This is a genomic window from Sphingopyxis sp. sgz302558 (assembly GCF_057220455.1).
In genome coordinates this window covers 965,587-987,635 of the sequence record NZ_JBXPUZ010000001.1, presented here as the reverse complement: position 1 = coordinate 987,635, position 22,049 = coordinate 965,587, and the positions used below count along the sequence as shown (strand labels likewise).

The 22,049-nt window shown below is 63.5% G+C and carries 19 protein-coding genes; 5 read left to right on the top strand and 14 right to left on the bottom strand.

From position 1 onward, the window contains the following. Positions 1 to 83: 83 nt before the first annotated feature. Together AC2TC0_RS04925 and AC2TC0_RS04920 are read right to left on the bottom strand one after the other, a co-directional pair. Positions 84 to 1,583: a CoA-acylating methylmalonate-semialdehyde dehydrogenase gene (locus tag AC2TC0_RS04925; RefSeq protein ID WP_484716364.1), complete on the bottom strand. Its 1,500-nt coding sequence runs from the start codon at positions 1,581 to 1,583 to the stop codon at positions 84 to 86. 57 nt (positions 1,584 to 1,640) lie between these two features. Further along, the gene (locus AC2TC0_RS04920; protein WP_484716363.1) at positions 1,641 to 2,393 is read right to left on the bottom strand and encodes a hypothetical protein; all 753 of its coding nucleotides are present in this window, start codon (positions 2,391 to 2,393) and stop codon (positions 1,641 to 1,643) included. A 1,012-nt stretch (positions 2,394 to 3,405) separates the two neighbouring features. On the opposite strand from AC2TC0_RS04920, the gene AC2TC0_RS04915 reads away from it, so the two are divergent. Together AC2TC0_RS04915 and AC2TC0_RS04910 are read left to right on the top strand one after the other, a co-directional pair. Then, the gene (locus tag AC2TC0_RS04915; protein WP_484716362.1) at positions 3,406 to 4,317 is read left to right on the top strand and encodes a DUF1838 family protein; all 912 of its coding nucleotides are present in this window, start codon (positions 3,406 to 3,408) and stop codon (positions 4,315 to 4,317) included. Positions 4,318 to 4,321: 4 nt separating this feature from the next. Further along, positions 4,322 to 5,734, top strand: a complete 1,413-nt coding sequence (locus AC2TC0_RS04910; protein WP_484716361.1) for a flavin monoamine oxidase family protein — start codon at positions 4,322 to 4,324, stop codon at positions 5,732 to 5,734. 163 nt (positions 5,735 to 5,897) lie between these two features. Here AC2TC0_RS04910 and AC2TC0_RS04905 read toward each other — a convergent pair whose 3' ends face one another. After that, on the bottom strand, positions 5,898 to 8,474 hold the full coding sequence (locus AC2TC0_RS04905) for a TonB-dependent receptor (protein WP_484716360.1): 2,577 nt from the start codon (positions 8,472 to 8,474) through the stop codon (positions 5,898 to 5,900). A 185-nt stretch (positions 8,475 to 8,659) separates the two neighbouring features. Between AC2TC0_RS04905 and AC2TC0_RS04900 the strand changes: the two genes are divergently transcribed. Continuing rightward, positions 8,660 to 8,956 (top strand): DUF1330 domain-containing protein, encoded by a 297-nt coding sequence (locus tag AC2TC0_RS04900; protein ID WP_484716359.1) that lies wholly within the window; start codon positions 8,660 to 8,662, stop codon positions 8,954 to 8,956. 13 nt (positions 8,957 to 8,969) lie between these two features. Next, positions 8,970 to 9,944 (top strand): quinone oxidoreductase family protein, encoded by a 975-nt coding sequence (locus tag AC2TC0_RS04895; RefSeq protein ID WP_484716358.1) that lies wholly within the window; start codon positions 8,970 to 8,972, stop codon positions 9,942 to 9,944. 123 nt (positions 9,945 to 10,067) lie between these two features. On the opposite strand, the gene AC2TC0_RS04890 is transcribed toward AC2TC0_RS04895, so the two are convergent. From AC2TC0_RS04890 to AC2TC0_RS04850, 9 genes are read right to left on the bottom strand one after another with little or no spacing between them, the layout of a single operon-like run. After that, positions 10,068 to 10,964 carry a VOC family protein gene (locus tag AC2TC0_RS04890; RefSeq protein WP_484716357.1) on the bottom strand — a complete coding sequence of 299 codons (897 nt, stop codon included), beginning with the start codon at positions 10,962 to 10,964 and terminating at the stop codon, positions 10,068 to 10,070. Then, on the bottom strand, positions 10,961 to 11,716 hold the full coding sequence (locus AC2TC0_RS04885; protein WP_484716356.1) for an enoyl-CoA hydratase/isomerase family protein: 756 nt from the start codon (positions 11,714 to 11,716) through the stop codon (positions 10,961 to 10,963). The genes AC2TC0_RS04890 and AC2TC0_RS04885 overlap by 4 nt, the downstream gene beginning before the upstream one ends. Next, positions 11,713 to 12,579, bottom strand: a complete 867-nt coding sequence (locus AC2TC0_RS04880; protein ID WP_484716355.1) for a polysaccharide deacetylase family protein — start codon at positions 12,577 to 12,579, stop codon at positions 11,713 to 11,715. The genes AC2TC0_RS04885 and AC2TC0_RS04880 overlap by 4 nt, the downstream gene beginning before the upstream one ends. Then, complete coding sequence (locus tag AC2TC0_RS04875) at positions 12,579 to 13,373, bottom strand: SDR family NAD(P)-dependent oxidoreductase (RefSeq protein WP_484716354.1); 795 nt, start codon at positions 13,371 to 13,373, stop codon at positions 12,579 to 12,581. The genes AC2TC0_RS04880 and AC2TC0_RS04875 overlap by 1 nt, the downstream gene beginning before the upstream one ends. After that, positions 13,373 to 13,678: an REDY-like protein HapK gene (locus tag AC2TC0_RS04870; RefSeq protein ID WP_484716353.1), complete on the bottom strand. Its 306-nt coding sequence runs from the start codon at positions 13,676 to 13,678 to the stop codon at positions 13,373 to 13,375. Before AC2TC0_RS04870 ends, AC2TC0_RS04875 begins: the two co-directional genes overlap by 1 nt. Before the next feature lie 13 nt (positions 13,679 to 13,691). Further along, positions 13,692 to 14,879: an amidase gene (locus AC2TC0_RS04865; RefSeq protein WP_484716352.1), complete on the bottom strand. Its 1,188-nt coding sequence runs from the start codon at positions 14,877 to 14,879 to the stop codon at positions 13,692 to 13,694. Beyond that, entirely contained in the window at positions 14,876 to 16,234 is a 1,359-nt protein-coding gene (locus AC2TC0_RS04860) for a phenylacetate--CoA ligase family protein (protein ID WP_484716351.1), read from the bottom strand. Before AC2TC0_RS04860 ends, AC2TC0_RS04865 begins: the two co-directional genes overlap by 4 nt. Further along, positions 16,231 to 17,577 carry an MmgE/PrpD family protein gene (locus AC2TC0_RS04855; protein ID WP_484716350.1) on the bottom strand — a complete coding sequence of 449 codons (1,347 nt, stop codon included), beginning with the start codon at positions 17,575 to 17,577 and terminating at the stop codon, positions 16,231 to 16,233. The genes AC2TC0_RS04860 and AC2TC0_RS04855 overlap by 4 nt, the downstream gene beginning before the upstream one ends. Beyond that, positions 17,574 to 18,794, bottom strand: a complete 1,221-nt coding sequence (locus tag AC2TC0_RS04850) for an MmgE/PrpD family protein (RefSeq protein ID WP_484716349.1) — start codon at positions 18,792 to 18,794, stop codon at positions 17,574 to 17,576. The genes AC2TC0_RS04855 and AC2TC0_RS04850 overlap by 4 nt, the downstream gene beginning before the upstream one ends. A gap of 14 nt (positions 18,795 to 18,808) precedes the next feature. Between AC2TC0_RS04850 and AC2TC0_RS04845 the strand changes: the two genes are divergently transcribed. Continuing rightward, positions 18,809 to 19,534 carry a GntR family transcriptional regulator gene (locus tag AC2TC0_RS04845; RefSeq protein ID WP_484716348.1) on the top strand — a complete coding sequence of 242 codons (726 nt, stop codon included), beginning with the start codon at positions 18,809 to 18,811 and terminating at the stop codon, positions 19,532 to 19,534. 119 nt (positions 19,535 to 19,653) lie between these two features. Here AC2TC0_RS04845 and AC2TC0_RS04840 read toward each other — a convergent pair whose 3' ends face one another. Together AC2TC0_RS04840 and AC2TC0_RS04835 are read right to left on the bottom strand one after the other, a co-directional pair. Beyond that, positions 19,654 to 20,865 (bottom strand): CaiB/BaiF CoA transferase family protein, encoded by a 1,212-nt coding sequence (locus AC2TC0_RS04840; RefSeq protein ID WP_484716347.1) that lies wholly within the window; start codon positions 20,863 to 20,865, stop codon positions 19,654 to 19,656. Continuing rightward, positions 20,862 to 22,046, bottom strand: coding sequence for an acyl-CoA dehydrogenase family protein (locus AC2TC0_RS04835; protein ID WP_484716346.1), 1,185 nt, complete (start codon positions 22,044 to 22,046; stop codon positions 20,862 to 20,864). Before AC2TC0_RS04835 ends, AC2TC0_RS04840 begins: the two co-directional genes overlap by 4 nt. Between the last annotated feature and the right edge of the window lie 3 nt (positions 22,047 to 22,049).

The following is a 22,049-nucleotide window of genomic DNA, read 5'->3' as shown; positions in this document are numbered from 1 at the left end:
AAAGCCACAATGCCGCCAATGCCCCTGCTACCGCGAACCGCGCTTTGGGTGTTGCCAATCGGTCAAGCACCGCCTGCACGGTGCTAGCCCATCGTCGGAATGACAAACGCATTGGCTCCATCACCGACCCCGCCATCGGGCCATTTGGCGGTCACCGTTTTCACCTTGGTCCAGAATTTGACGCCTTCCATCCCGTGCTGGTTGGTGTCGCCGAAGGCTGAGCGTTTCCAGCCGCCGAAGCTGTGATAGGCGACCGGTACCGGGATCGGCACGTTGATGCCGACCATGCCGACGTTGACGCGCGCGGCGAATTCGCGCGCGGCGTGGCCGTTGCGCGTGAAGATGGCGACGCCGTTGCCATATTGGTGGCGGCTGGGCAGCGCGAGCGCCTCTTCAAAGTCCTTCGCGCGGACGATTTGTAGGACAGGGCCGAAGATTTCTTCCTTATAGCTCGTCATGTCGGTGGTGACATGGTCGAACAGCGTGGGGCCGATGAAGGCGCCTTCCTCATGCCCCTGCAAGCGGAACCCGCGGCCGTCGATGACCAGCTCGGCGCCTTCGTCAACGCAGGTCTGGATCCAGCCTTCGACCCGCGCCTTGTGCGCATGGTTGATAACGGGGCCGTAATGGGCATCGGGATCGGTCGACACGCCGACGCGCAGCGCTGCGATAGCGGGGATCAGCTTGGCCTTGAGCCGTTCGGCGGTGTCTTCGCCCACCGGCACGACCACCGGGAGCGCCATGCAGCGTTCGCCCGCGCTGCCGAAGGCGGCTCCGGACAGGTCGGCGACCACCTGATCAAGATCGGCATCGGGCATGACGATGCCGTGGTTCTTGGCCCCGCCCATCGCCTGCACACGCTTGCCCGCCGCGACTCCGCGCTGATAGACATAGTGAGCAATGTCGCTGCTGCCGACGAAGCTGACCGCGCTGATCGCGGGGTGATCGAGGATCGCATCCACCATCATCTTGTCGCCGTGGACGACCTGAAAAATCCCGGCGGGCATACCGGCTTCGAGCATCAGTTCGGCGAGGCGGCCCGGCAGGCTGGGGTCGCGTTCGCTGGGCTTCAGGATGAAAGCATTGCCGACGGAAGTGCACACCGCGCCCATCCACAGCGGGATCATCGCGGGGAAATTGAAGGGCGTGATGCCGACGCCGATGCCGAGCGGCTGGCGCATCGAGAAAACGTCGATGCCGGGGCCGGCACCTTGCGTATATTCGCCCTTCAAGAGGTGCGGGATGCCGCAGCAGAATTCGACCACCTCCAGCCCGCGCTGGATGTCGCCCTTCGAATCGGCGATCACCTTGCCATGTTCGATGCTGAGCATGTGCGCGAGCTCGTCCATATGCGCTTCGACCAGCGCCTTGAAATTGAACATCACGCGCGCGCGGCGCTGGGGGTTGGTGGCGGCCCATGCCGGCTGCGCGGCTTGGGCTGCGGCGACGGCGGCCTCGAGAACAGCGGCATCGCCCAAGGCCACGCGCGCCTGCACGCCGCCATTGTTGGGATCGAATACGTCGCCAAAGCGCGTCGCGGGGCCGGGCGCGCCGCCGGCGATGAAATGGTCGATGGTGCGCATGTGAAAGCTCCCGCTGCGGCGTTGTAATATAATTGCGAGGCTAGCGGGAAATTGGCGTCAGGGAAAGGGCGGCGCGAAGAGTTTGTCGTCGATGGGCTGGTTCACTTTCACTTGGCGCCAGTGAATCTCGTTCTGCTTGAGGCCGTTATAGGTGAGTGTGACCTTGCCCGCCTGGAGCCACCAGGGCGCTTCGGCGGGCCGGAAGAAATTGTCGTAAGTGCGTACATGCCAGCCGCGCGGGGTGGCGAATCCAACCATACGGACGGCGGAGGTCTTCTGGTCGATGCCGAAAAGGCTGTCGCTGCCCGCCGGATCGGTCAGGCGCACCATATAGACGGGGTGGCCATCGACATTGCTGTCGGCGAGGCGGGTGGCGGTAAAGCCGGGTTTCAGCGCGTGGCGGATGATGCCGAAGCCGAAATTGCTGGCCCAATAGGCGTCGGCCTCGGCCTTGGGGACGACACCCTTGTCGTTCCATGTGGTTTCGCCATCGAACCCGACCGTGAAAACGGACCGGCCCTTGTCGGTGACTTCGATGCGCAGCTTGCCCTCTGCCCCGTGCGCGGCGGTGCGATCGGGATCGAATGCGCGGTGCATGACATAGCTGTCGGGCGCGGAAGTGGGCGCGGCACCGCTTTTGCCCCAGAACACCGCGCTGCCGTGGAGTTCCAGCGTGCGCACCTGCGCCCAGCGTTCGCCGCCATGCGCCTCGGTCGCGCGCGCGAGGACGGTGCGGCCGTCGGGGTCATCCTGTGCCAATGCGGGGGCGGTGAGGAGCAGCGCAAGTATAGTGAGCAGGTAACGGAGCATGACGAGGTCCTAACGCAGCTGATTTGTCCGGACAACTTGCGATTCGCGGTAGGGTAGGTTAGCTCCTTGCCAAAGGCATCGTCATCCTGAACTAGTTTCAGGATACCGAGCGATGGCCCGTTGTGCTGAAACAAGTTCAGCACGACGAAAGCGGGGGAAGTGGGTTGCGCCAGATATCTGCTTTAGCCGGATTATCCCTGCTTGCCTTGGCAACGCCGCTCGGCGCACAGGACGCCCCCGCCGCCGCCACGCTGATCTATTCGAACGAAGAGCAGGTGTATTTCGCCAAGGAGGCGAAGCGCGACGCGCCGAACCTGGTCTATCTGAAGGTCGAAAAATATCCGGGGGGCAAGGACGAGGTGGCGGTGGCCGCCATGGACGCCTTTGGCGCGCCGACCAGCGCCGACAGCGCAATGCTCGAGGAAGCGACGCGGTCGCTGTATTTTGCCAAGGAGCGCGACATCGCGGCCTTTACGGCGCAGGGTGCCAGTGGCCTGAAATATGAGCTGCGCCGCGCCCGGCCTGTGACCTGCTGGGTTGCGATACTAAAGGACAAGCCCAAGGCCGACGGGGCGCCCGACTGGCACTTTGTGCAGAATGTGAAATTGCACGATCAAGGTGGGCGCGCGCTGGTCGGCGATGATGTGGCCGACACGCAGCCGCTGGTCATCCGCATGCGCAATGTTGTGTGGCCCAACAATGCCGACGGCACGCCCAATCGTAACAAGCCCAGCATCGTCCTGTATGTCCACCGCACTGACAAGCCAGACAGCGCGGAAAGCTATGCCTGGGCCGACCCCGGAGCGGCGCGCGTGGGCATGAATCTGCGCTGGATGCAGGNTCCACCGCACTGACAAGCCAGACAGCGCGGAAAGCTATGCCTGGGCCGACCCCGGAGCGGCGCGCGTGGGCATGAATCTGCGCTGGATGCAGGCCAGCTGCGGCATCGACGGGATGGAGCAATCATCGGCGGTGGCCGCCGCCAGTTTTCGCGGATGAGGGAGAAAATGGAATGAAGCGTTTGATGTTGACCGTGGCCGCATTGGCCATCGCCGGGGCCGCGCAAGCCAAGGAAAAGCCGCGCATGCTTGATGTAAGCAAGCCCGAAGATGCACTGGAGGTGGCCAAGCGTGCGCAGTGCGGCGCGGCCGATGGCGTGCCCGCCGTCTATCACTGGGCGGGCAATGTCTATTCGCGCGTTACCGGCGAACCCGACCGCCTGTTGTTCAAGGGCGAGGGGATGAACATCCGCACCTGTGTGACCATCGAGGATCCCAAGCGCGGCAAGGGATGGCGGCTGGTGAGCCGCGAGATCATGCTCTACCTCGACCCCAAGACCGGCGAAGTGCTGCGCACCTGGGACAATCCCTGGACCGGCGAGAAGGTGAATGTGATGCACATCGCCAATGATCCGGTGAACCAGCGCCCGCAATTCGCCTATGGTGCCGATGGCAGCCCGTACCAGTTCCGCGGTCGCCGTGAGGGACGCTGGATTTTCGCGCCGTTCGAGGCACCGCTGTTTTACCACAATGTGCTGGCGGGCGAGTATCAGGACTATGTCGGCGGCAAATATCACGCGATGGAAATTTTCGATTTCGCCTATGATGCCGAGGAAATCCTGAACACCAAGAACCCGACGGCCTATCCAATCGTCAGCTGGGTGCGCATTTCGGACTGGATGCCGTGGATGAAGATGCGCGGCCGCCAGGGGCAGATGGTGTTCAACGCGATGGGCAACAAGCTGAAGAGCTTTGACGAGCTGCCCAAGGTGCTGAAGGACGAAATCGCGCTCAACTATCCCGCCTATACGACGCCCCCGCCCGGCGATGATGCGCGGCCGAACGAAACGACCTGGACGGTGTTCAAGAAGATGGTCGATGCCGAGCGGGCAAAGTCGGGCGAGAAGCCTGCAACGGGGCATTGACGCCATGACGCCGACGCGGCGCGGGTTTCTGGCCGGGGGCGGCAGCGCCGCGATCCTGGCCGGAGCCGCGCCGCGCCGAGCCTGGGGACGCACCAGCCATGATGTCATTATCATTGGCGCGGGGCTGGCGGGGCTGGCGGCGACGAAACGGCTGGAAGATGCCGGCCTCAAATGCATGATCGTCGAGGGCGAAGGGCGCGTTGGCGGTCGGCTGCACACGCTGAAGGACTTGCCCGGCGCGCCCGAGGCGGGGGGGATTCAGGTCGGGCGCGGGTATAAGCTGCTGCGCGGCATTGCCGACACGCTGAAAGTGCCAATTATCGAAGGTGGCGGCGCGGGCGCGGGGGCGGCGGAAAGCCGCAGCGCACTGTTCCACATCAGCGGCCAGACGGTGCGCGCAGCCGACTGGGCGACGTCGCCCGCGAACCGGCTGGGCGAGGGCGAGCGCGGCGTGCTACCGCTGGCGCTGGCCATGCACCATGCGCGGGCCTTGCCCCAATTGGCGTCGCCCGAAGCTTGGCTCGACGCGCCTCGCGCGTGGGACGTCAGCTACGCCGCCGCTTTGCGCGAGCATGGCGCGAGTGAAGAGGCGCTGCGGCTGATCGAGGCCAATGTGAACGGCAACACGCTGGCGGGCATGTCGGCGCTGTCGATCGCGCGCACCATTGCGATTTTCCGCGCCGGACCGGGGCCGACCGCAACCATCGGCGGCGGGTCGCAAGCGCTTCCGCAAGCGATGTGGAAGTCGCTCGATACCGCCGTGCTGTTCGACAACCGCGTCGTCGCGATTTCGGAAGAGGCCGACGGCGTCAGTGTGTGGACCAACCGCCTGAAACTGCGCGCGCGCCAGGTGCTGTGCACCATCCCCTTTGCGGCGCTGCGCGAGACGCCAGTGATGGGCCCACTCGCGCCGAGCATCGCGACGCTGATCCCTAGCCTTGCCTATACGCGTGCCAGTTTTGCCTATCTGTCGGCGACGACACCCTTTTGGAAGGAGGATGGCGCGCCCGAAACTTTGTGGACCGATGATCCGCTGATCGGGCGCGTCTTTGTGCTGGGCGACGACCCGCCGATGCTGAAGCTGTGGACTGTGGGCGCAGGCGCCGACCTGCTCGACCGGATGAGCCCCGCTGCCGCCAGCGCGACCATTATTGCGCGGATCGAGGCGATGCGCCCCGCCGCCAAGGGCAAGCTGAAGGTTGAGCGCCTTTTCAGTTGGCAGAAACAAAGCGGGGCGCGCGGTATCTATCATCATATCGGTACCGGCCAGGCCGCGACCTTGGCCGCCGCGACGCGGCATGTGGGGTCGCGCCTGCATTTCGCGGGCGAGCACCTGGCGCAGGCCAGTTCAGGGATGGAAGGTGCGCTCGAAAGCGGGCTACGGGCCGCCGAACACATCATGGCACGGGCCACCTAGAACCCCCGTCATCGTCGTCCCGGACTTGATCCGGGACAACGAGCGCACGGTAGTTTGTTGTCCCGGATCAAGTCCGGGACGACGAAATTGCAGTTCATGGGCCGCAAAGAAAAAAGGGGGCCGGTCGCCCAGCCCCCCTTCTTAGTTTCACCAATGTTGCCGTTCAGAAGTTGAACGTGCCTTCGATGCCGAAGGTCCGGCCCTTGCGCAGATTGGCAAAGAAGCCGCGCGGGCTGCCCGTTTCGATCTGCGCCGGGCGACCATCGAAGGTAACACCGGCGGCCGGCGGCAGGCCGGTGGTGCCCGCGCCATAGCGCAGGTCGAACCAGCGCGTCGCCAGCGTGATCGAATCTTCGTCGGTCAGGTTGCGGCCGAACAGCGCGACCGACCAATTGTCGTGCCGGAAACCAAGGCGCGCGTTGACCAAGAAGGTGTCGCCGGTTTCCGCCAGATTGTCGACCTGGACATATTTGGATGCTTCGTAGCTGAAGTTACCGATGGCAAAGGCCTTGATGCCCCCCATGCCGGTGTCGGCTTCCCAGTTGGCGGTGCCGTTGACCAGCCAGGGGCTGCCCAGCGGCAGGCGGCGGCCTTCGATGTTGCACAGCGCGAGCCCCGCCGGGGTCGGATTGCGCGTGTCGAAATTGGGCCGCAGCCCGCCCGAATTGAGGATGAATTCATCCGCATCGCAGCCGCGCGTGAATTTGGCGTCGACATAGGAGACGCCCAGATTGAGCGTAAGGTCGTCAACCGGTGCGGCGGTGAGTTCGAGTTCAAACCCTTTGGTTTCGGCATCACCCGACGTGGTGACGACCGAGGTCAGTGCGCCCGTGCCATTGGGGTTGGGAATGGCCGACGTCAGCTGGACATTGGTGAGTTCATTGTAAAAGCCCGTCAGGGCCACGCGTACGCGGCGGTCGAGCGCGTCGAACTTCACGCCGATTTCGCCGCCCTTTGACTTTTCGGGCAAGTAATTGATGAAATCCTGACCCGTCTGCTGCGTCGCGGTGACCCCGGCAGTGCCATTGAAGCCGCCCGGTTTGCGACCGGTAGCGAACACGCCGTAAATCAGCATACCCCCGTCGGTGGTATAATTTATTGTGATGCGCGGATCGGTGCCGGTGAATTTTCCAGCGGCTTGGCAGGGGACCGTGGTTCCGGCGGGAAGGCCGCCGCTGAACTGGGCGATCCGGCCGGATTCGCCGGCGCAGAAAATGCCCGTTGCAACGCCAGCCGCCACCGCCGCGCTGGCGCGGTCAATGGTCGTTTTGGTCTCCTCGGCGTGGCGCACCTCGGCGGTGATGTTGAGCTGGTCGGTGATGTCCCATTCGACCATGCCGAACACCGCCTGGTTTTCGATGGTGGCATATTGCGAGGTGTTGGTGCCCAGCGCGAGGCCGGCGGTGCCGCTGCCAAAGGTGATGTCGACCGACTGGAATTTCTGTTTGAAGAAGTAACCGCCGGCGAGAATGCGGATGGGTTTGTCGCGCGGGCTGCTGATCCGGGCCTCGACGCTCAGATCCTCCTGATCGTCGCGGTTGGTATTAGCAAAGGCCGGTTCGGTGCCCAGCGTCGAAGCTGCGGTTCCGGCGAAATAGACAAAGGCGTCGCTATGGTCGCTGTCGGTGCCGAACAGATTGACATTGTCGCGCCAGCCGACGGCGGCGTGGAATACCCAGCCCGAACCCCCAATATCCCAGTCGAAGATATTGTTGACCGAGGTTTGCGTGTTGCGCACCCCGTCAAAGGCGGTGCCGTCGCGCAAACCCAGCGTCGGATTGATGTTCAGCCCTTCGGTGTTCAACCGAACACCATTTGGCTGTGGCCGGATCACCCCGCAATAAAATTGATTGTTGTTGGTCGACACCAAGGTCGCCGGTGACAGCGGCACAAAGGGCGAACCCGTGCGGAAGCGAGCCGAACGGAAGCCTGGTTTGCAATTGTTATCAACCGCACCCTGCAGGAACAAAGGCAGCGGGCCATCATCATCGCGCTGCCAGCTGATGCGGGTGCGCAGCTTGAGCTGGTCCGAGGGTTCGAGCTGAAGCGTCAGATAGGCCGATGCCGATTCTTCGTCACCGACGCGTTTGCCCGTGAGCTGATTGCGATATTGACCGCCATATTCATAATAGCGCGCGCCCGCACGGAAGCCCAGAATGTCACCGAAAAGCGGACCGCTGATCGATGCCGCCGCTTCGCGCTCGGCATATTCAGCAAGGCGGGCGCGGCCCGACACTTCAATCTCGTCGCTCGGATCCTTGGTGATATAGTTGATCGCGCCGGCATAGGTGTTGCGGCCATAGAGCGCCGATTGCGGCCCTTTGATAATTTCCACGCGCTCGATGGCGTTGGGGTCAAACCCCTGAATATCGCCCTGATAGTAAATGCCATCGACGAAATAGGCAGCGCCGGTTTCCACCCCCGCCTGCACCCCGGCGAGCACGTTGGATTGGCCGCGGATCACCGGGCGGTCGGTCGAACGGCCAAAGGCCTGGCTGAAGCTGATGCCCGTGGCATTGCGGGCGAAATCGTCGATCGAATTGAGCCCCAGCTGCTCAATCTGCTGCGCGCCGACGACGGATACCGACACGGGCGCATCGGACAGCGATTCCGCCGTCTTGCGCGCGGTGACCACGATTTCGGCGAGCGGCCCCTCGCTCTCTGTCGCGTCCTGCGCAAATGCCGCAACCGGCGTCAAAGCGGTGACCATCAGCGCGGCCATTTTGACAGAAAATTTCATTCAAACCCCCCAAGGTTGGCAAGACTGTTACAAAGCTGCTTGTGCCACCATCCACTTTGCGTCAAATTTGTCCAGACAAATTCTGCGCCGTACCGATGAGCGGTTGCCAGTGTCGCATAATCGCAACACAGATGGATAAGCGCCCACATGCCGCCACACTCAGGAAGCGTCTTATGCCAGCCTATATGATCATCACCGCCCAGGTTTCCGATCGCGCGGCGTTTATGGCGGGCTATGCCCCCACAGCCGCAAAACTGGTCGCGCAATTTGGCGGCAAATACGTGCTGCGTGCCCCCGGTGCGCAGCTGCTGGAAGGCGATTTCGGCGACGCAGCATCGGTGGTTATCAGCGAGTGGCCCGACCGAGACGCCGCGCTCGCCTTTTGGCACTCGCCCGAATATGCCGAAGCGAAGACGTTACGCGAAGGCATAGCCGAGGTGCAGCTTCTGTTGGTCGAAGCACCGCCAATCAGCGGCGCATGAAAGGGTATCATTTATGACATTGACGGCGCGCATCACCGCCCATGGCGGCCCCGAGGTGATCGAATGGGACGAGGTCGACCTGCCCTCGCCCGGACCGGGCGAGGTCCGGATGCGGAGCACGGCCGTAGGCCTGAACTTCATCGACACCTATCACCGGCGCGGCATCTATCCGATCGCCTTGCCAAGCGGGCTGGGAATGGAGGCAGCGGGCATCGTCGAGGCCATTGGCGAGGGCGTGACTGACTTCGCCGTCGGCCAGCGTGTCTGCACCTTTGGTCCGCTGATCGGCGCCTATGCGGCTGCGCGCAACATCCCCGCGGCGATGCTGTTCGCAACCCCCGACGACATCAGCGACGAAGTCGCGGCGGCGGCGCTGCTGAAGGCATGCACAACCGAATTTCTGGTCGAGCGCTGCGCGCGCGTCGAGGCGGGGTGGCCGGTGCTGGTCCACGCGGCCGCAGGCGGGGTCGGATTGCTGCTGGTACAATGGTTGAAGCATGTTGGCGCGACGGTGATCGGCACCGTCAGCACCGAGGCCAAAGCCGAGGCCGCGCGCGGCGCCGGGGCGGACCATATCATCCTGTACACTAGCGAGCCGGTTGCGCCGCGGGTGCGCGAACTGACCGATGGCAAAGGTGTGCGCGTGACCTTTGACGGCGTTGGCATGGCCACATGGGAAGCCAGTCTCGATTCGACGGGTCGTCGGGGATTGATCGTCAATTATGGCAATGCTGACGCGCCGGTCGGCGGCGTGAATCTGGGCATTTTGGCCCAGAAAGGGTCGCTTTATAATACCCGCCCGACGCTGTTCGATTATTATGCCGAAGCCGCTGAACGATCGGCGGGTGTGGCAAGGATGTGGCAGCTCATCCGCTCAGGCGTGCTGAGTGTGACCATTGGCCAGCGCTATGCGCTGAAGGATGCCGCGCAGGCGCATGCCGATCTGGAAGGGCGCAAGACACAGGGATCGACAGTGTTGGTGGTTTGAAAACGCACTAAAAACTCCGCCTACCCCTGAGCTTGTCGAAGGGCTGTCCTTTTCTGATCACCATCGAAGGAAAGAACAGTCCTTCGACAAGCTCGGGACAGACGGGTAAGGGGGAAAGGGCAGTTACCCTACTTCCACCAATTCCAGCAGCTCGCCCGCCGGCCCGCGCAGCGTGCCGACGCGGCGGCCGCCGTAGAGCGGGCCTTGGCGCACCACCGGCGGCACAATCCAGTCGAGACCCGGCCGATCGAGCTTATCAACCGCCAGCGTCACCAGAGCATTGCCCGGCGGCAGCGTGCCCGGCGGGTGCACGCGCTGCGTGGCTGCGGCGGGATAGGCGTCAACCTCGGCGATAGGCGTGCGACCGGCCTGCACCATGGTCAGCGTGTGCTGGGTGCCGCCGGGCAGCGCGAACGCCTTGTTCAGCATCGTATATTCGATGGTGTAGGTACCGCCTTCGTCCAGCGCCAAGGTTTGCATATACCAAGCGACGGTGCCGGGCAGATCGGGGGTCGCGAGGATACAGATGAAGATTTTGTCGACCGGCGAGGTCGCCTTGGGCAGGTCAGACGAGGGCGTGTTTTCGCGCACTTCGTTCAAATAGAGCATTTCGCGCCCGCGCCCGGTGACCTGCATGGGGATGAAATAGGGCAGGCCTTCAATCTCCTTGGGCGGGCCAACGATTTCAAAGCCGCTGCCCGCAAGGCGATCGGGCCAGCCATAGACGTCCTGCACGCTGAATTCATAAGCGGCCCAGCCAAAGGTGCGCGTGGGGCGGAAATCGGCCGGCATCGCTTGTTCAACCAGCCGCAGGAAACAGGGTGCGCCGCTGCCAGGTTGCAGCACCGCCATCGGTGCGCCCGCGTTGGCGGGGCAGCCCCAGCTAGCGGCAAGTTCGGCAGTGAGCGCGCCCTGTTCGATCAGGGTCAGTCCCAAGGTTCCGCGGTAATCGGCAAGCGCGGCGTCGAGATCGGGCGTGGTGACAAGGCCCCCGATGATGGTGCCATGGGGGATGGTCATGTTTTGAACTCCGGCTTGCGCTTCTGCACAAACGCCTGCGTCCCTTCCAGAAAATCTGGACCGGTGAAGGCCTGCGCAAACACAGCCAGCGTGTCGCCATCGTCATCGACCTGACCATCCAATATCCGCCGGACAAAGACTTTTATTTCGCGGCAGCTGTGCGGCGAGGCGGCGGCAATATTGTCAGCCATTTCATTGGGACCATCACCGATCACATCGACCAGCCCAATCCGAAGCGCCTCATCTGCGTCCAGCAATGCGCCGGTGAAAAGCATGCGTTTGGCCTGTCCCGGTCCAACCAGATCGACGAGCAACTTGGTATCGTGCAGCGGATAGACAAGACCCAGTTTCGCCGGGGTAATCCCCAGCCGCGCGCGCGGCGTGGCGATGCGGATGTCGCACGCCAGCGCCAGCCCGCAGCCGCCGCCGACACAGTCCCCGTCAATGAAGGCCATGGTCGGTTTGGCGGCGCGCGCGAGGACGTGCTGGGCGCGGTTGATCGCGGTCTGATTGGCGGCGCGCCAGGCGGCATCGTCCTTGTTGGCGAGCAATTCGCCAATGTCGGCGCCCGCGCAGAAAATGCCGTCGGCGCCCGATTGCAGGATGATGAGCCGCACCGCGGGATCGGCGACGGCTTGTGTGATCAGGGCGGGCAGTGCGTCCCACATCGCCTGGTTGAAAGCGTTTCGCTTGTCGGGGCGGTTGATCGCGAGGCGCGCGATAGGACCGCAGGTGGTTAGCGAGAGGGTCATGCTGGATGCGTGCCCGCAAAATGCTCGGCAATCGCGCGCCGCGTGGTCACCCACACCCCGTCGTGCGCGCGGACGTGGCGGAAAAACTCCTCAAGCGCCCAGATGCGGCCCGGGCGGCCAATGATCCGCAGATGGAGGCCAAGGCTCATCATCTTCGGGTTGCCTTCCACGCCCTCGCAATACACCTGATCAAAGTTGCGCTTTGCATAAGCGAGCCATTGTTCGGGGGTCATCGCCGGGTCGGTCCACATTTTCATGTCATTGTTGTCGAGCTGATAGGGGACGATGACCATCGGTTTACCGGGCACCGTATCGCGATCCCAGAAAGGCACATCGCCCGAATAATCATCCATATGGTAGGTGAAGCCCTCCTCGATCAGCAAGCGGCGGGTGTTGTCGGTGAGCATATAGCGCGACAGCCAGCCATAGGGGCGCACCCCGCAGGTCGCCTCGATGCTGGAGACGGCTTTGCGGATGAATTCGCGTTCCTGCACTTCGTCAAACTTGAACTGATGGACCCAGCGCCAGCCGTGGCTCACGGGTTCATGGCCAAGGTCAACAATCGCACGCGCGATTTCGGGATGATTTTCAAGGCTGAGCGCGGCGACGGTCCAGCTCGCTTTAATGTCGAATTCGCGCAGCAATTTGACGATGCGTGGCGCACCCGCCTTTATGCCATAAAGATAGTTGCTCTCGTTGGCATAGTTGCGGATCGGCGCCTTGATGAAGATGCCGAGCTCGTCAACCGGCTCCATCCCCCGGTCACCGCGCGCGATGCTCTGTTCACTGCCTTCCTCGACATTGACGACGACCGACAGCGCCATTTTGGCACCATTCGGCCAGTCGATGCGTTCCTGCTGCATCAGTGCATTTCCTCCCCGCCGCTGACATTCAGCGCCTCGCCGGTCACGTAAAAGGCATCGTCCGAAGCCAGCCAAGCGCAGGCCGCGGCCGTGTCCGATGGCAGCCCGGGACGCCCCATCGGGTTTTTAGCGGCCATATTGTTGAGATAGGCCTCGACGCTGTCGAACCCCAGCAATTTCGAGAAATAGTCATTCTGCTGCGCGCCCAGCCCGGTGGTCACATGGTTGGGGCAGACCGCGTTGACGGTGATGCCATGCGCGCCGAGTTCGACGGCGCTGGCGCGCGTCAAACCGATCATGCCGTGCTTCGACGACACATAAGCGGGCAGGTGCGGAAAGCCGGTCTTGGCCGCTTGGCTGGCGATGTTGATGATCCGCCCGCCGTGGCCAGCCGCAATCATCGCCTTGGCGGCAGCTTGGGTACAATAAAAAGCACCCGACAGGTTGACTGCGATCACCGTCGCCCAGTCCTGCGGATCGACCTCCAGCAGCGGCTTCATCATGAAACCGATGCCGGCGTTGTTGACAAAAATATCAAGGCGGCCCGTGGCAGCGACCGTTTGCTCGACCAGCGCGGAGCATTGCGCGGCGTCGGACACGTCGCAGGGAATGCTATGCACCGCCGCGCCGCGCGCGCGCAATTCGTCCGCCACTGCCTTGGCTTCAGCATCGATGGTCAGGTCCGAGACAACGCAGGTCGCACCTTCGTCGGCGAAGCGCTGGAGGATGCCCTGCCCCAGCCCCTTTTGCTTGCCCGAGCCGGTGACGACGATGGTTTTGCCCGCAAAGCGCATCACAAATCCTCGGTCAGGATGAAGGTCGGATTGTTGGTGAACTCGCCGAACGCCGCCGCGACCTTTTGAAATTCGGGATCGGTCACATCGGCGACAAAGGCGTCCATGCCATGAATGTCGATGACCTCGATATAGTCATAGGGTGGCTTGGCATCGCTGCCGAACAGGCCAGTGGCGCGGTGGACGGTGAAGGCCCGAACCGAACCCAGCGCGTTGACGCCCGGAATGTCAGTGCCGCGTGCCCAGGCCTCATAGGCCTCGGCGCTCGCGCCTTCTTTCAAGTTGAACAGACAGATGATGCGCATGGCGTGTCTCCCTTCAATATCCGAAGCTCGCGGGGCGGCGGTACGCCCTGAGTTGATCGTCGATGGTGCGCGCGAGGGCGATCAGCCGCAATTCGCTGTGCGCCGGGCCGACCAGCTGGACGCTGACTGGCAGGCCGTCCTCGCTCCACCCCGCCGGAATGGCGATGGCAGGGAGGCCAGCAATATTGGCGATGCCGGTGAAGTCGGCCTGACTGGCTGGGGCGTTGCCGTCGTGGGTGAAAGCCGTCTGCGGCGTGGTGGGGAGCAGCAGCACGCCCGCCGTGCCGAGCGCGGCCGTAAGTTCGGTGCGCACGCGCGTCAAAATATCCGGCCGTTCCGGCGTCTTGGCGCAAATGCCCAGCAAATAGAGCAGATCTTTCGAGAGGCCCGGATTGTCGGGACGATATTCGCTGCCAAGATCGTTGATCAGCCACCGCCCCGCACTCGCCAGCCCCGCCCAGCGGATTTCGGTGGTGTTGAACGGCAGGCTGAAGCCGACGCCGGTGAGCGGCACCGCGTGCAAGGCACGGTCATAGGCTGCGCGAACAGCCGGCTGCACCTCGACGCCGCCCAGATCGTCGAGCAGGAGCATATAGTGGAAATTGCCGCTAGCGCCCGGCCAGTCGGTCATCGCGCGCCATGCCGCCTCCAGCTTGTCGAGCGAGGCTGCGAGCGGGCCAATGCTGTCCAGCGAAGGATCGAGAAAAGCGAGTCCATCGGCGCTGACTGCGCCCGCCGTGGGTTTGAGGCCATAGACGCCGCAGTAAGCCGCCGGAATGCGCACGCTGCCCAATGTATCGGTGCCCAGCGCAATGTCGCACAACCCCGCCGCGACGGCAGCGCCGCTGCCCCCCGACGATCCGCCGGGGGTGAAGCCAAAGCGGTGCGGATTGTGCGTGCGGCCATAGAAGGCGTTGTCGGTGGTCGCGCCCAATGCGGCTTCGTGCATGTTGAGGCTGCCGATAATTGCTGCGCCATTGCCGCGCAGCAATTCGACGACGCGCGCATCGCGGGTCGCAACGCGGCTGCGATAAAGGCCCATGCCGCCGGTCCATGGCAGACCTTTGACCATGATGTTCGATTTGGCCCCGACGGTCAGCCCCGCGAGCGGGCCGTGCTGCGGGAATGCTGCACCCTCGTCGAAATCGACAAAGGCGTTCAGCGGCGCATTGGCCGCGCGTAGGGCGTCGAAATCCTTCACAGTCCCCGCTCGTCGATCAGCCGGATCGGCTTTTGCCGCACATCAATCTGCGTCAGCGCTGACGTACCGCCAGGCGGACAAAGTTCCACCACTACCTCGACATTCAGCCCCTGCCGCAGCAGTGCCGCCAGCTGGCTCGCATCGGTGCCGCCGCGGCTTTCGATCAGCACGGTCATATCATCGCGCTGCGTCACCGGGTCGCGGACCAGCCGGCACACATATTCGCCGGTCAGGTCCGCGCGGTTCTCGATGATCGCGCCGATCGCGTGGGGGAACAGGTTGATGCCACGCAGCTTGACCATGTTGTCGCTGCGCCCCTTGAACCCCGCGATGCGTTTGAACGCCAACTCGCCGCGCCCACCAATTTCGTGCGTGATGTCATGGGTGTTGAAGCGGATGCACGGCGCGATATCGTCCTTGAACAGACAGGTGACGACCATGTCGCCGGTGTCGCCATGCGCGACCGCCCTTCCCGTGTCGACGTCGAGCAGTTCGAGATATTGGGCATCTTCCCACACGTAGAGGCCGTCGCGATCGGGCCCTTCGCCCGCGATTGAGCCGGTGTCGCCGACGCCGTACCAGTCATAAGCCTTCGCGCCATGCCATGCCGCCTCGGTAGCGGCGCGGTCTTCGGTGCCCAGATGGCCGATGATCATTTTCAGCTTGATACGATCAAACATCCCCTCGGCCTCGGCGACCTCCGCCAGTTTGCGGATATAGTCGACGAAGCCGACCATCACGGTAACACCGAAATCGGCGAGGAGATTGACCTGATTAATGCTGCGCGTCTCAATCCCCGTACCCGCACTGAGGAACAGCGCGTTGGTGAAATGCGTCACTGCCTCGCGGATATAATGGCCGCCGTTGATCATGCCGTGGCCATAGACCGACTGGACGACATCGTCGCCGGTCAAGCCCATCCAGCGATACATGCGCCCGACGAGCAGATTGGTGATCTCGCGCCCCTTGGGCCCGAACATCAGCGGTTGAGGACGGCCCGTGGTGCCGCTGGTGGTGTGGAAAACGACCGGGTCGCTGCCCCGCCCGTCAAAATCGCCATAGGGTGGGTGGGCATTTACCGACGCCATCAGGTCGCTTTTGTCATAAACCGGCAGTTTGCTGATGTCGGCGAGCGAGCGAATATCGCCAGGCTCGATGCCCTTCGCACCCCACAGCCGCTGGTAGAAGGGGATTTCCCACCCGCGCGCCATTAGCTTGCGGAAGCGGGCGTCCTGCAACGCGGTCAGCTCGTCACGGCTGATGCTGCGGTAGCGCGCGGTGAAGGCATCGCCGACGGGATAGTCGGCCAGCATCTGCTTTATGTCGAGGCATTCAAAATAGGTGGGGTGGGTCATTTGGGGTCCGTGGCATAGGCAAGGGGGTCGTCGAAGATGCGCGGGTCGGCGTGCGGCGCAAGTTCGCGGCATAAGGCGTATTTGGCGGCATATTGTTCGGGCGCCATGGGGGCGTCGGGGCTGCCCAGGTTGGCACCAATCTGGCGTTCGATGACTGCGCCGTCCTTGAGCCTCACCACGAGTCGCTGCGGCGACAGCGCGTTGGCATCGGGATTGTCGTCGAGCGTCACCGTCACCTTTTCGGCAAGTTTGGCAATCGTATCGGATGTGTGCGGGTTGATATGCCCGTCACGCAGCATCAACGGCGCAAGAAAGGCAAGGCAGAGCCGGTTGTAGCTCATTGGCGCATCGGGCTGGTATGGCCGCCCGACAAGCCGCTGGATTAATGGCGGGGCGAAAAGCTCGATGCTGTCGACTTCGTCAAGCGGCAAGGCCATTTCTTGCAGCGCCCCCAGCGCACCGTGACTCGCCCTACCACTGGGAAAGGGTTTGATGCTGACCTCGCTGATGCGCCAGATTTGGCCCAGCGTCGCGGTGTAGCGCGACAGATCGAGCGGTTCGATCAAGGCAGAGTAGCCGAACGGACCCTCAAGCGCGTCGTGCGGGCCGTTTAGCCCCGCGCTAGCCAGGCCGATTGCCTGCACCGCCGCCTGTGCCGCGCGGCCGATTTGTAGGGGGAGCGCGATGCTCGCCTCCAGATGCGCCTGCATCGTCCCGCCCGCGAAGCTGTAAGCGAGGCCGAGGACGTCGGCCATTTGGTCGCGGGTCAGCCCTTCGAGCCGCGCGACCGCGAGCGCCGCGCCGATCACCCCGGCGGTGGCGGGGCGGAAGAAGCGCATTGGGCCGGTCGCGGCGATACCAAGTCCGCTGGCAACATCGACACCGACGGCCAGCGCGGTGAGAAATTCTTCCGGATCGCATCCGCCGGCGCGGTGCGACGATTCCAGCAACGCGGCGGTGACGACCGACAGCGCATGCACCACCGCGCCCTCGTGCACCGCGTCCCATTCGAGGCAGTGGATCGCGAAGCCGGTGAGGAAGGCCTTGTCCCCGTATCCCAAGCCATTTCCCAACCCCGTCCGCCCTGAGCTTGTCGAAGGGCTGTTCTTTTCTTCAGCAGTGGAAGAAGAAAAGGACGGTCCTTCGACAAGCTCAGGACAGACGGGTTGGGGGGATAGGGCAGCGCGCACCTTTGCCGCCTGATCCGACGCTGCGCCCGCTGCCCCCACCGCCAGCGTATCGGCCAGCACCCGCAACGCATCGGCGCGCACCGCTGGCGGCAGCACATGCGGCGCGGCGGCGAAATCGAGGATGGTGCCAGTAGCTTTTGGGGTGTGGGTCAAGCCAACCACTCCCCCAGCATTGCATGGATCGCGCCCGCATCATCGCCGCGCAGCGCCAACTCAACCGCACGATCGGCTTCTTCGGCTGGCAACCCGCCCCAGCCTGCGAGCATGTGCATTTTGGCAATGATGTCACCCTCGGCCACCGGGCGTTCGGGGTCGCCGCGGCAGGCGGTGAGTTCGAGGCCGTTCACGCGCGCACCGAAATGCGCGGGGTAGCGGGCGGTGATGGCGGGGTCTTCGGCGACGGTCACTTGGGCGCGCAAGGGGGCGAGCGCGGCGATGGCTTCGGGGGTAAAGTCCGCCGGGGTCGCGTTGCGCCCGTCGGCGATGACCGCGATTGCGTGCTGGAGCGAGAATTTGGCGTCAACCTCGGTCACCGGATTTGGCCGGTCGCAAAAGGTGATGGCGTCGGCGTAGGTTTCGACATGGAAAGGCGCATTGAGTTTGCCCGCCGCGCGCAGTTCGAGCGCGCAGTCGATCGCGGGATGCGCATGGCGGCACGCGGCCCAGGGTTTGAAGCTGACCTCAAAAATGCGCCACTGGTCAGTGAAGGTCATCGGCTTGGGGGAGCGGCACGTGGCGGCGTAGAGGCCTTGGGGGCCTTCGAGGACGTCGAGCGGGCCGGTCACCCCATCGCCCGAAAAAATGCAGGCGCGCTGTCCCAAATCGACGGCGTTAGCGACATGCCACTGCTTTCCGTGATTGGAACTGTGCCGCGTTTGCCACAAGCCACCGGCTACCGAAGCGCCCAAAGCCAGCGCGTTCGCCATTTGCCCATTGACCATCCATGAGCGACCAAAGGCAGCGACCACGCCAAAAACTCCGGCTGTGGAAGTCGGGTGGTAGAAAGAATAGTGGTGCTGGTCGAATGTGGTGCCGACTGCAATCATCGCCTCATAGCCGACCACTGCATCGCACAAAGCTTCGTGAAGCGGATTGCCGTCGTAGAAGCTGGAAGCGGCTACTGTCGCCCAAATGACCGGGCCAGGATGAAGCAGCGCAGCGCGATGCACGTCATCCATTTCAAGCACATTCCCCAACATGGCATAGCCGTCATGCTTGATCGGCATCTTTCGAATTGCTTGCGACTTTCCCCATCCCCGCGCCCCCGCCACGCACGCGAGCCAGTCGAGCAAATGCAGCCGCGCTCTTGTCCGGACATCTTCGTTGACGGGACGCTGCAAATGCTGTGCAAGCTGTTCGAGCAACGTCATGGGGAGGGGACCAGTTGGCCGCGACGCCGCGATATAAGGAATTGGCCGACGCGCTGCGCCGCGAGGTGCTGGATGGCGTTTATATCGAAAGCGGCTTTCCGACCGAAAGCGCGCTGTGCCAGCGCTTCAACGTCAGCCGCTTTACCGTGCGCGAGGCGCTGCGCGCGCTGACCGCCGATGGGCTGATCACCCGCAAGCGCGGGTCGGGCACCGTCATCCAGCCTGCGACCGCGCGCGGCGGTGCGCTGCACCAGCCGCTGTCGAATGTCGCCGAAATCATGCAATATGCGCGCAACACGCGCACGACGTTCGAACTGGTCGGCGATGCGCCGTTGCCGCGCGGTATTGCCCAGCACCTCGATCTGCTCGCTGGCGGCCGCTGGACGATGTTCAAGGGGCTGCGCACCGCGCCCGGATCGAGCGAGCCGATCGCCGCAACCGACGCCTATGTCCACGAAAGCCTGCGCGACTATGCGATGCAGATTGCGCCCAATGAGGACACGATTTTCAAACAGCTCGAGCGGCTGGCGGGCATCAAAATCGCCAGCGTGACGCAGGATATCCAGGCGGTCGCCGCAACGAACGAGGTTGCCGCCGCGCTGGGCGTGCCGCGCCGGTCGCCGTGCCTGCTGATCCTGCGCTGCTATCGCAACGCGGCGGGGGAGATTTTGGAGATTTCGGCGAACCACCACCCTGGCGACCGCTTTGCCTATGCGATGCATATCGAGGTCGAGGGGTAATTCAGCCGAGCATGGGTCCACCAGTTCCCCGGCGAAAGCCGGGGTCCGTTTAGGACAGCGAGAGATGAAGTGGGCCCCGGCTTTCGCCGGGGAGCAAGCTGGCGCGGCCTCTGCCACAATCAAATCACCCCCGCCGAGCGGAAGCCCGCGATAGCGTCGGCATCAAAGCCGTGCTCGGCCAAGATCGCCTCGCTGTCAGCGCCCAGCCGGGGGCCGGCGCGCACCGGGGCGCGCTGACCATCGACCTTGATCGGGCTTGCCAGCACGCGCATGCCGGGGCGCGCCGGGTGATCGACCGTTTCAATCATGCCGATGGTGTCGAGCCACGGGTTGTCCATCGCGCCGTCCAGCGTGTGCACCGGTGCAACCGGAACATGGCCCGCGAGCAGCGCCTGCCAATGCGCCATCGGTGCGGTGCCGAAATGGGCATCGAGCACCTCGGTCAGTGCCGCGCGGTTTGCCAGCCGGTCGGGGTTGGTGGCAAACCGCGGGTCGGCGGAAAGATCGGGCCGGCCGATCCGTTCGCACAAGATGGTCCAGAATTTGGGCAGCTGGCACATCACGAACATCCAGCCATCGGCGGCGCGCACCATCTGGCTGGGGGTCGCGGTGGGGTGCGCGCTGCGCGGGGTGCGCTGCGTTACATCGCCTTCGTTCAGATACCAGAGCGCAGGATAGCTGGTCTGGTGCACCGCGCTGGAGAGCAGGTCGACGTCCATGTCGCGCCCCTGCCCCGAGCGTTGCGCGTCGAGCAGCGCGGCGAGGAGCGCGATGGTCATATGGGTGCCGGTCATGAAATCGACCATCGACAGCCCCATCCGCTGCGGCTCGCCATCGGGGTCGCCGGTGAGCGCGCAGAATCCCGCCTCGGCCTGCATCAGATAATCATAGCCCGGCCATTTGGCGCGTTCATTGTCGCGGCCATAGGCGCTGAGGTGAACGCATACGATGGCGGGGTTGAGATGCTGCAAATCGGCATAGGTCAGCCCCAGCTTGGCGGGCAAGTCGCCGCGCAGATTGTTGGCAACAGCGTGGCTGGAGGCGACCAGCCTGTGCAGGATTGCCTGACCTTCGGCGCTGTTCAGATCGAGCGTGAGCGAGCGCTTGTTGAGGTTGAAGGCGTGGAAATACACGCTCTCACCGGCTTCAAGAAAATGCGGCCCGACCGCCCGCGCAGTATCGCCGCCGCCTTTTCCGTCTTTATGCGGCGGTTCGATCTTGATGACCTCTGCCCCCAGCTGCGCCAGAAACTGCGTGCCATAGGGCCCCGCGCCATATTGTTCGGCGCTGAGGATGCGAAAGCCGGATAGAGGGAGCCCTCTTTGGCTCACGCCGGGTTGGCCTTCACCCACTGTTTCGCGATGATGATGCGCTGCATTTCGTTGGTACCCTCACCAATGCACATCAGCATGGAATCGCGGTAGTAGCGTTCGATGTCATATTCCTTCGAATAGCTGTACCCGCCATAGATGCGCATCGCTTCCTGGCTGTTCGCGACGGCGGCTTCAGAAGCGAAATATTTGGCCATGCCCGCTTCCATGTCGCAGCGTTCGCCGCGATCATAGGCTTCGGCGGCGTCGAAAGTGAGCAAGCGCGCGGCGCGGGCGCGGGTGACCATTTCGCCGAGTTTCAGCTGGATCGCTTGATGCTCGGCAATCGGCTTGCCCATGGTTTCCCTGAGCTGCGCATATTCGGTGGCGAGGCGCAGCGAGCCTTCGGCGAGGCCAACCCCGCGCGCGGCGACGTTGATGCGGCCCAGTTCCAGCCCGCCGGTCGCCTGGAAGAACCCTTGCCCTTCGACCCCGCCAATCAGATTGGCGGCAGGGATACGGTAATTGTCGAAAATCAGCTCGGCGCTGTCGATGCATTTATAGCCCAGCTTTTCAAACTTCTTGCCGGTGGTGAAGCCATCCTGCTTGGGCGCGATGAACAGGCTCATCCCCTTGTAGCGCGGCTGTGCCTTCGGGTCGGTTTTGACCAGCAACGCAAAGCAGCTGCCATTCACCCCGTTCGAGATCCACGTCTTGGTACCATTGATGACATAATCATCGCCGTCGCGCACTGCCGTCGTTCGGATGGCTTGCAGATCGGTCCCGGCATTGGGTTCGGTCAGCGCGAGGCCGCCGCGAATTTCGCCGCTGGCGAATTTGGGTAACCACTGCATTTTCTGTTCAAGCGTACCGAAGCGTTCGACCGCGCAGGCCATGATCAGGTGCGAATTGAAAATCCCGGTAATCGCCATCCAGTAGGAGGAAATGAGCGCGACGATTTTGGCATAGGTGGTCGCAGGCAGGCCAAGCCCGCCATATTCCTGGCCGATCGTCGCGCCGAACAGGCCCATTTCGACCATCTGGTCGACCAGCTCCTTGGGCCAGATGTCGTTGTGGTCGTGGTGCAGCACGACGGGCCGCACTTCCTTGTCCACCCATTTCTGGATGGCATCGAGCAGCGCAGCTTCCTCATCGGGATCCATCGCGGGGCGGGCAGTATCCAATACCGGTGCAGTAGCCATGTT

Coding starts and splice junctions, on each gene's coding strand:
- AC2TC0_RS04925 (WP_484716364.1), bottom strand. CDS start 1,583: ATGCGCACCATCGACCATTTCATCGCCGGCGGCGCGCCCGGCCCCGCG.
- AC2TC0_RS04920 (WP_484716363.1), bottom strand. CDS start 2,393: ATGCTCCGTTACCTGCTCACTATACTTGCGCTGCTCCTCACCGCCCCC.
- AC2TC0_RS04915 (WP_484716362.1), top strand. CDS start 3,406: ATGAAGCGTTTGATGTTGACCGTGGCCGCATTGGCCATCGCCGGGGCC.
- AC2TC0_RS04910 (WP_484716361.1), top strand. CDS start 4,322: ATGACGCCGACGCGGCGCGGGTTTCTGGCCGGGGGCGGCAGCGCCGCG.
- AC2TC0_RS04905 (WP_484716360.1), bottom strand. CDS start 8,474: ATGAAATTTTCTGTCAAAATGGCCGCGCTGATGGTCACCGCTTTGACG.
- AC2TC0_RS04900 (WP_484716359.1), top strand. CDS start 8,660: ATGATCATCACCGCCCAGGTTTCCGATCGCGCGGCGTTTATGGCGGGC.
- AC2TC0_RS04895 (WP_484716358.1), top strand. CDS start 8,970: ATGACATTGACGGCGCGCATCACCGCCCATGGCGGCCCCGAGGTGATC.
- AC2TC0_RS04890 (WP_484716357.1), bottom strand. CDS start 10,964: ATGACCATCCCCCATGGCACCATCATCGGGGGCCTTGTCACCACGCCC.
- AC2TC0_RS04885 (WP_484716356.1), bottom strand. CDS start 11,716: ATGACCCTCTCGCTAACCACCTGCGGTCCTATCGCGCGCCTCGCGATC.
- AC2TC0_RS04880 (WP_484716355.1), bottom strand. CDS start 12,579: ATGCAGCAGGAACGCATCGACTGGCCGAATGGTGCCAAAATGGCGCTG.
- AC2TC0_RS04875 (WP_484716354.1), bottom strand. CDS start 13,373: ATGCGCTTTGCGGGCAAAACCATCGTCGTCACCGGCTCGGGCAAGCAA.
- AC2TC0_RS04870 (WP_484716353.1), bottom strand. CDS start 13,678: ATGCGCATCATCTGTCTGTTCAACTTGAAAGAAGGCGCGAGCGCCGAG.
- AC2TC0_RS04860 (WP_484716351.1), bottom strand. CDS start 16,234: ATGACCCACCCCACCTATTTTGAATGCCTCGACATAAAGCAGATGCTG.
- AC2TC0_RS04850 (WP_484716349.1), bottom strand. CDS start 18,794: ATGACGTTGCTCGAACAGCTTGCACAGCATTTGCAGCGTCCCGTCAAC.
- AC2TC0_RS04835 (WP_484716346.1), bottom strand. CDS start 22,046: ATGGCTACTGCACCGGTATTGGATACTGCCCGCCCCGCGATGGATCCC.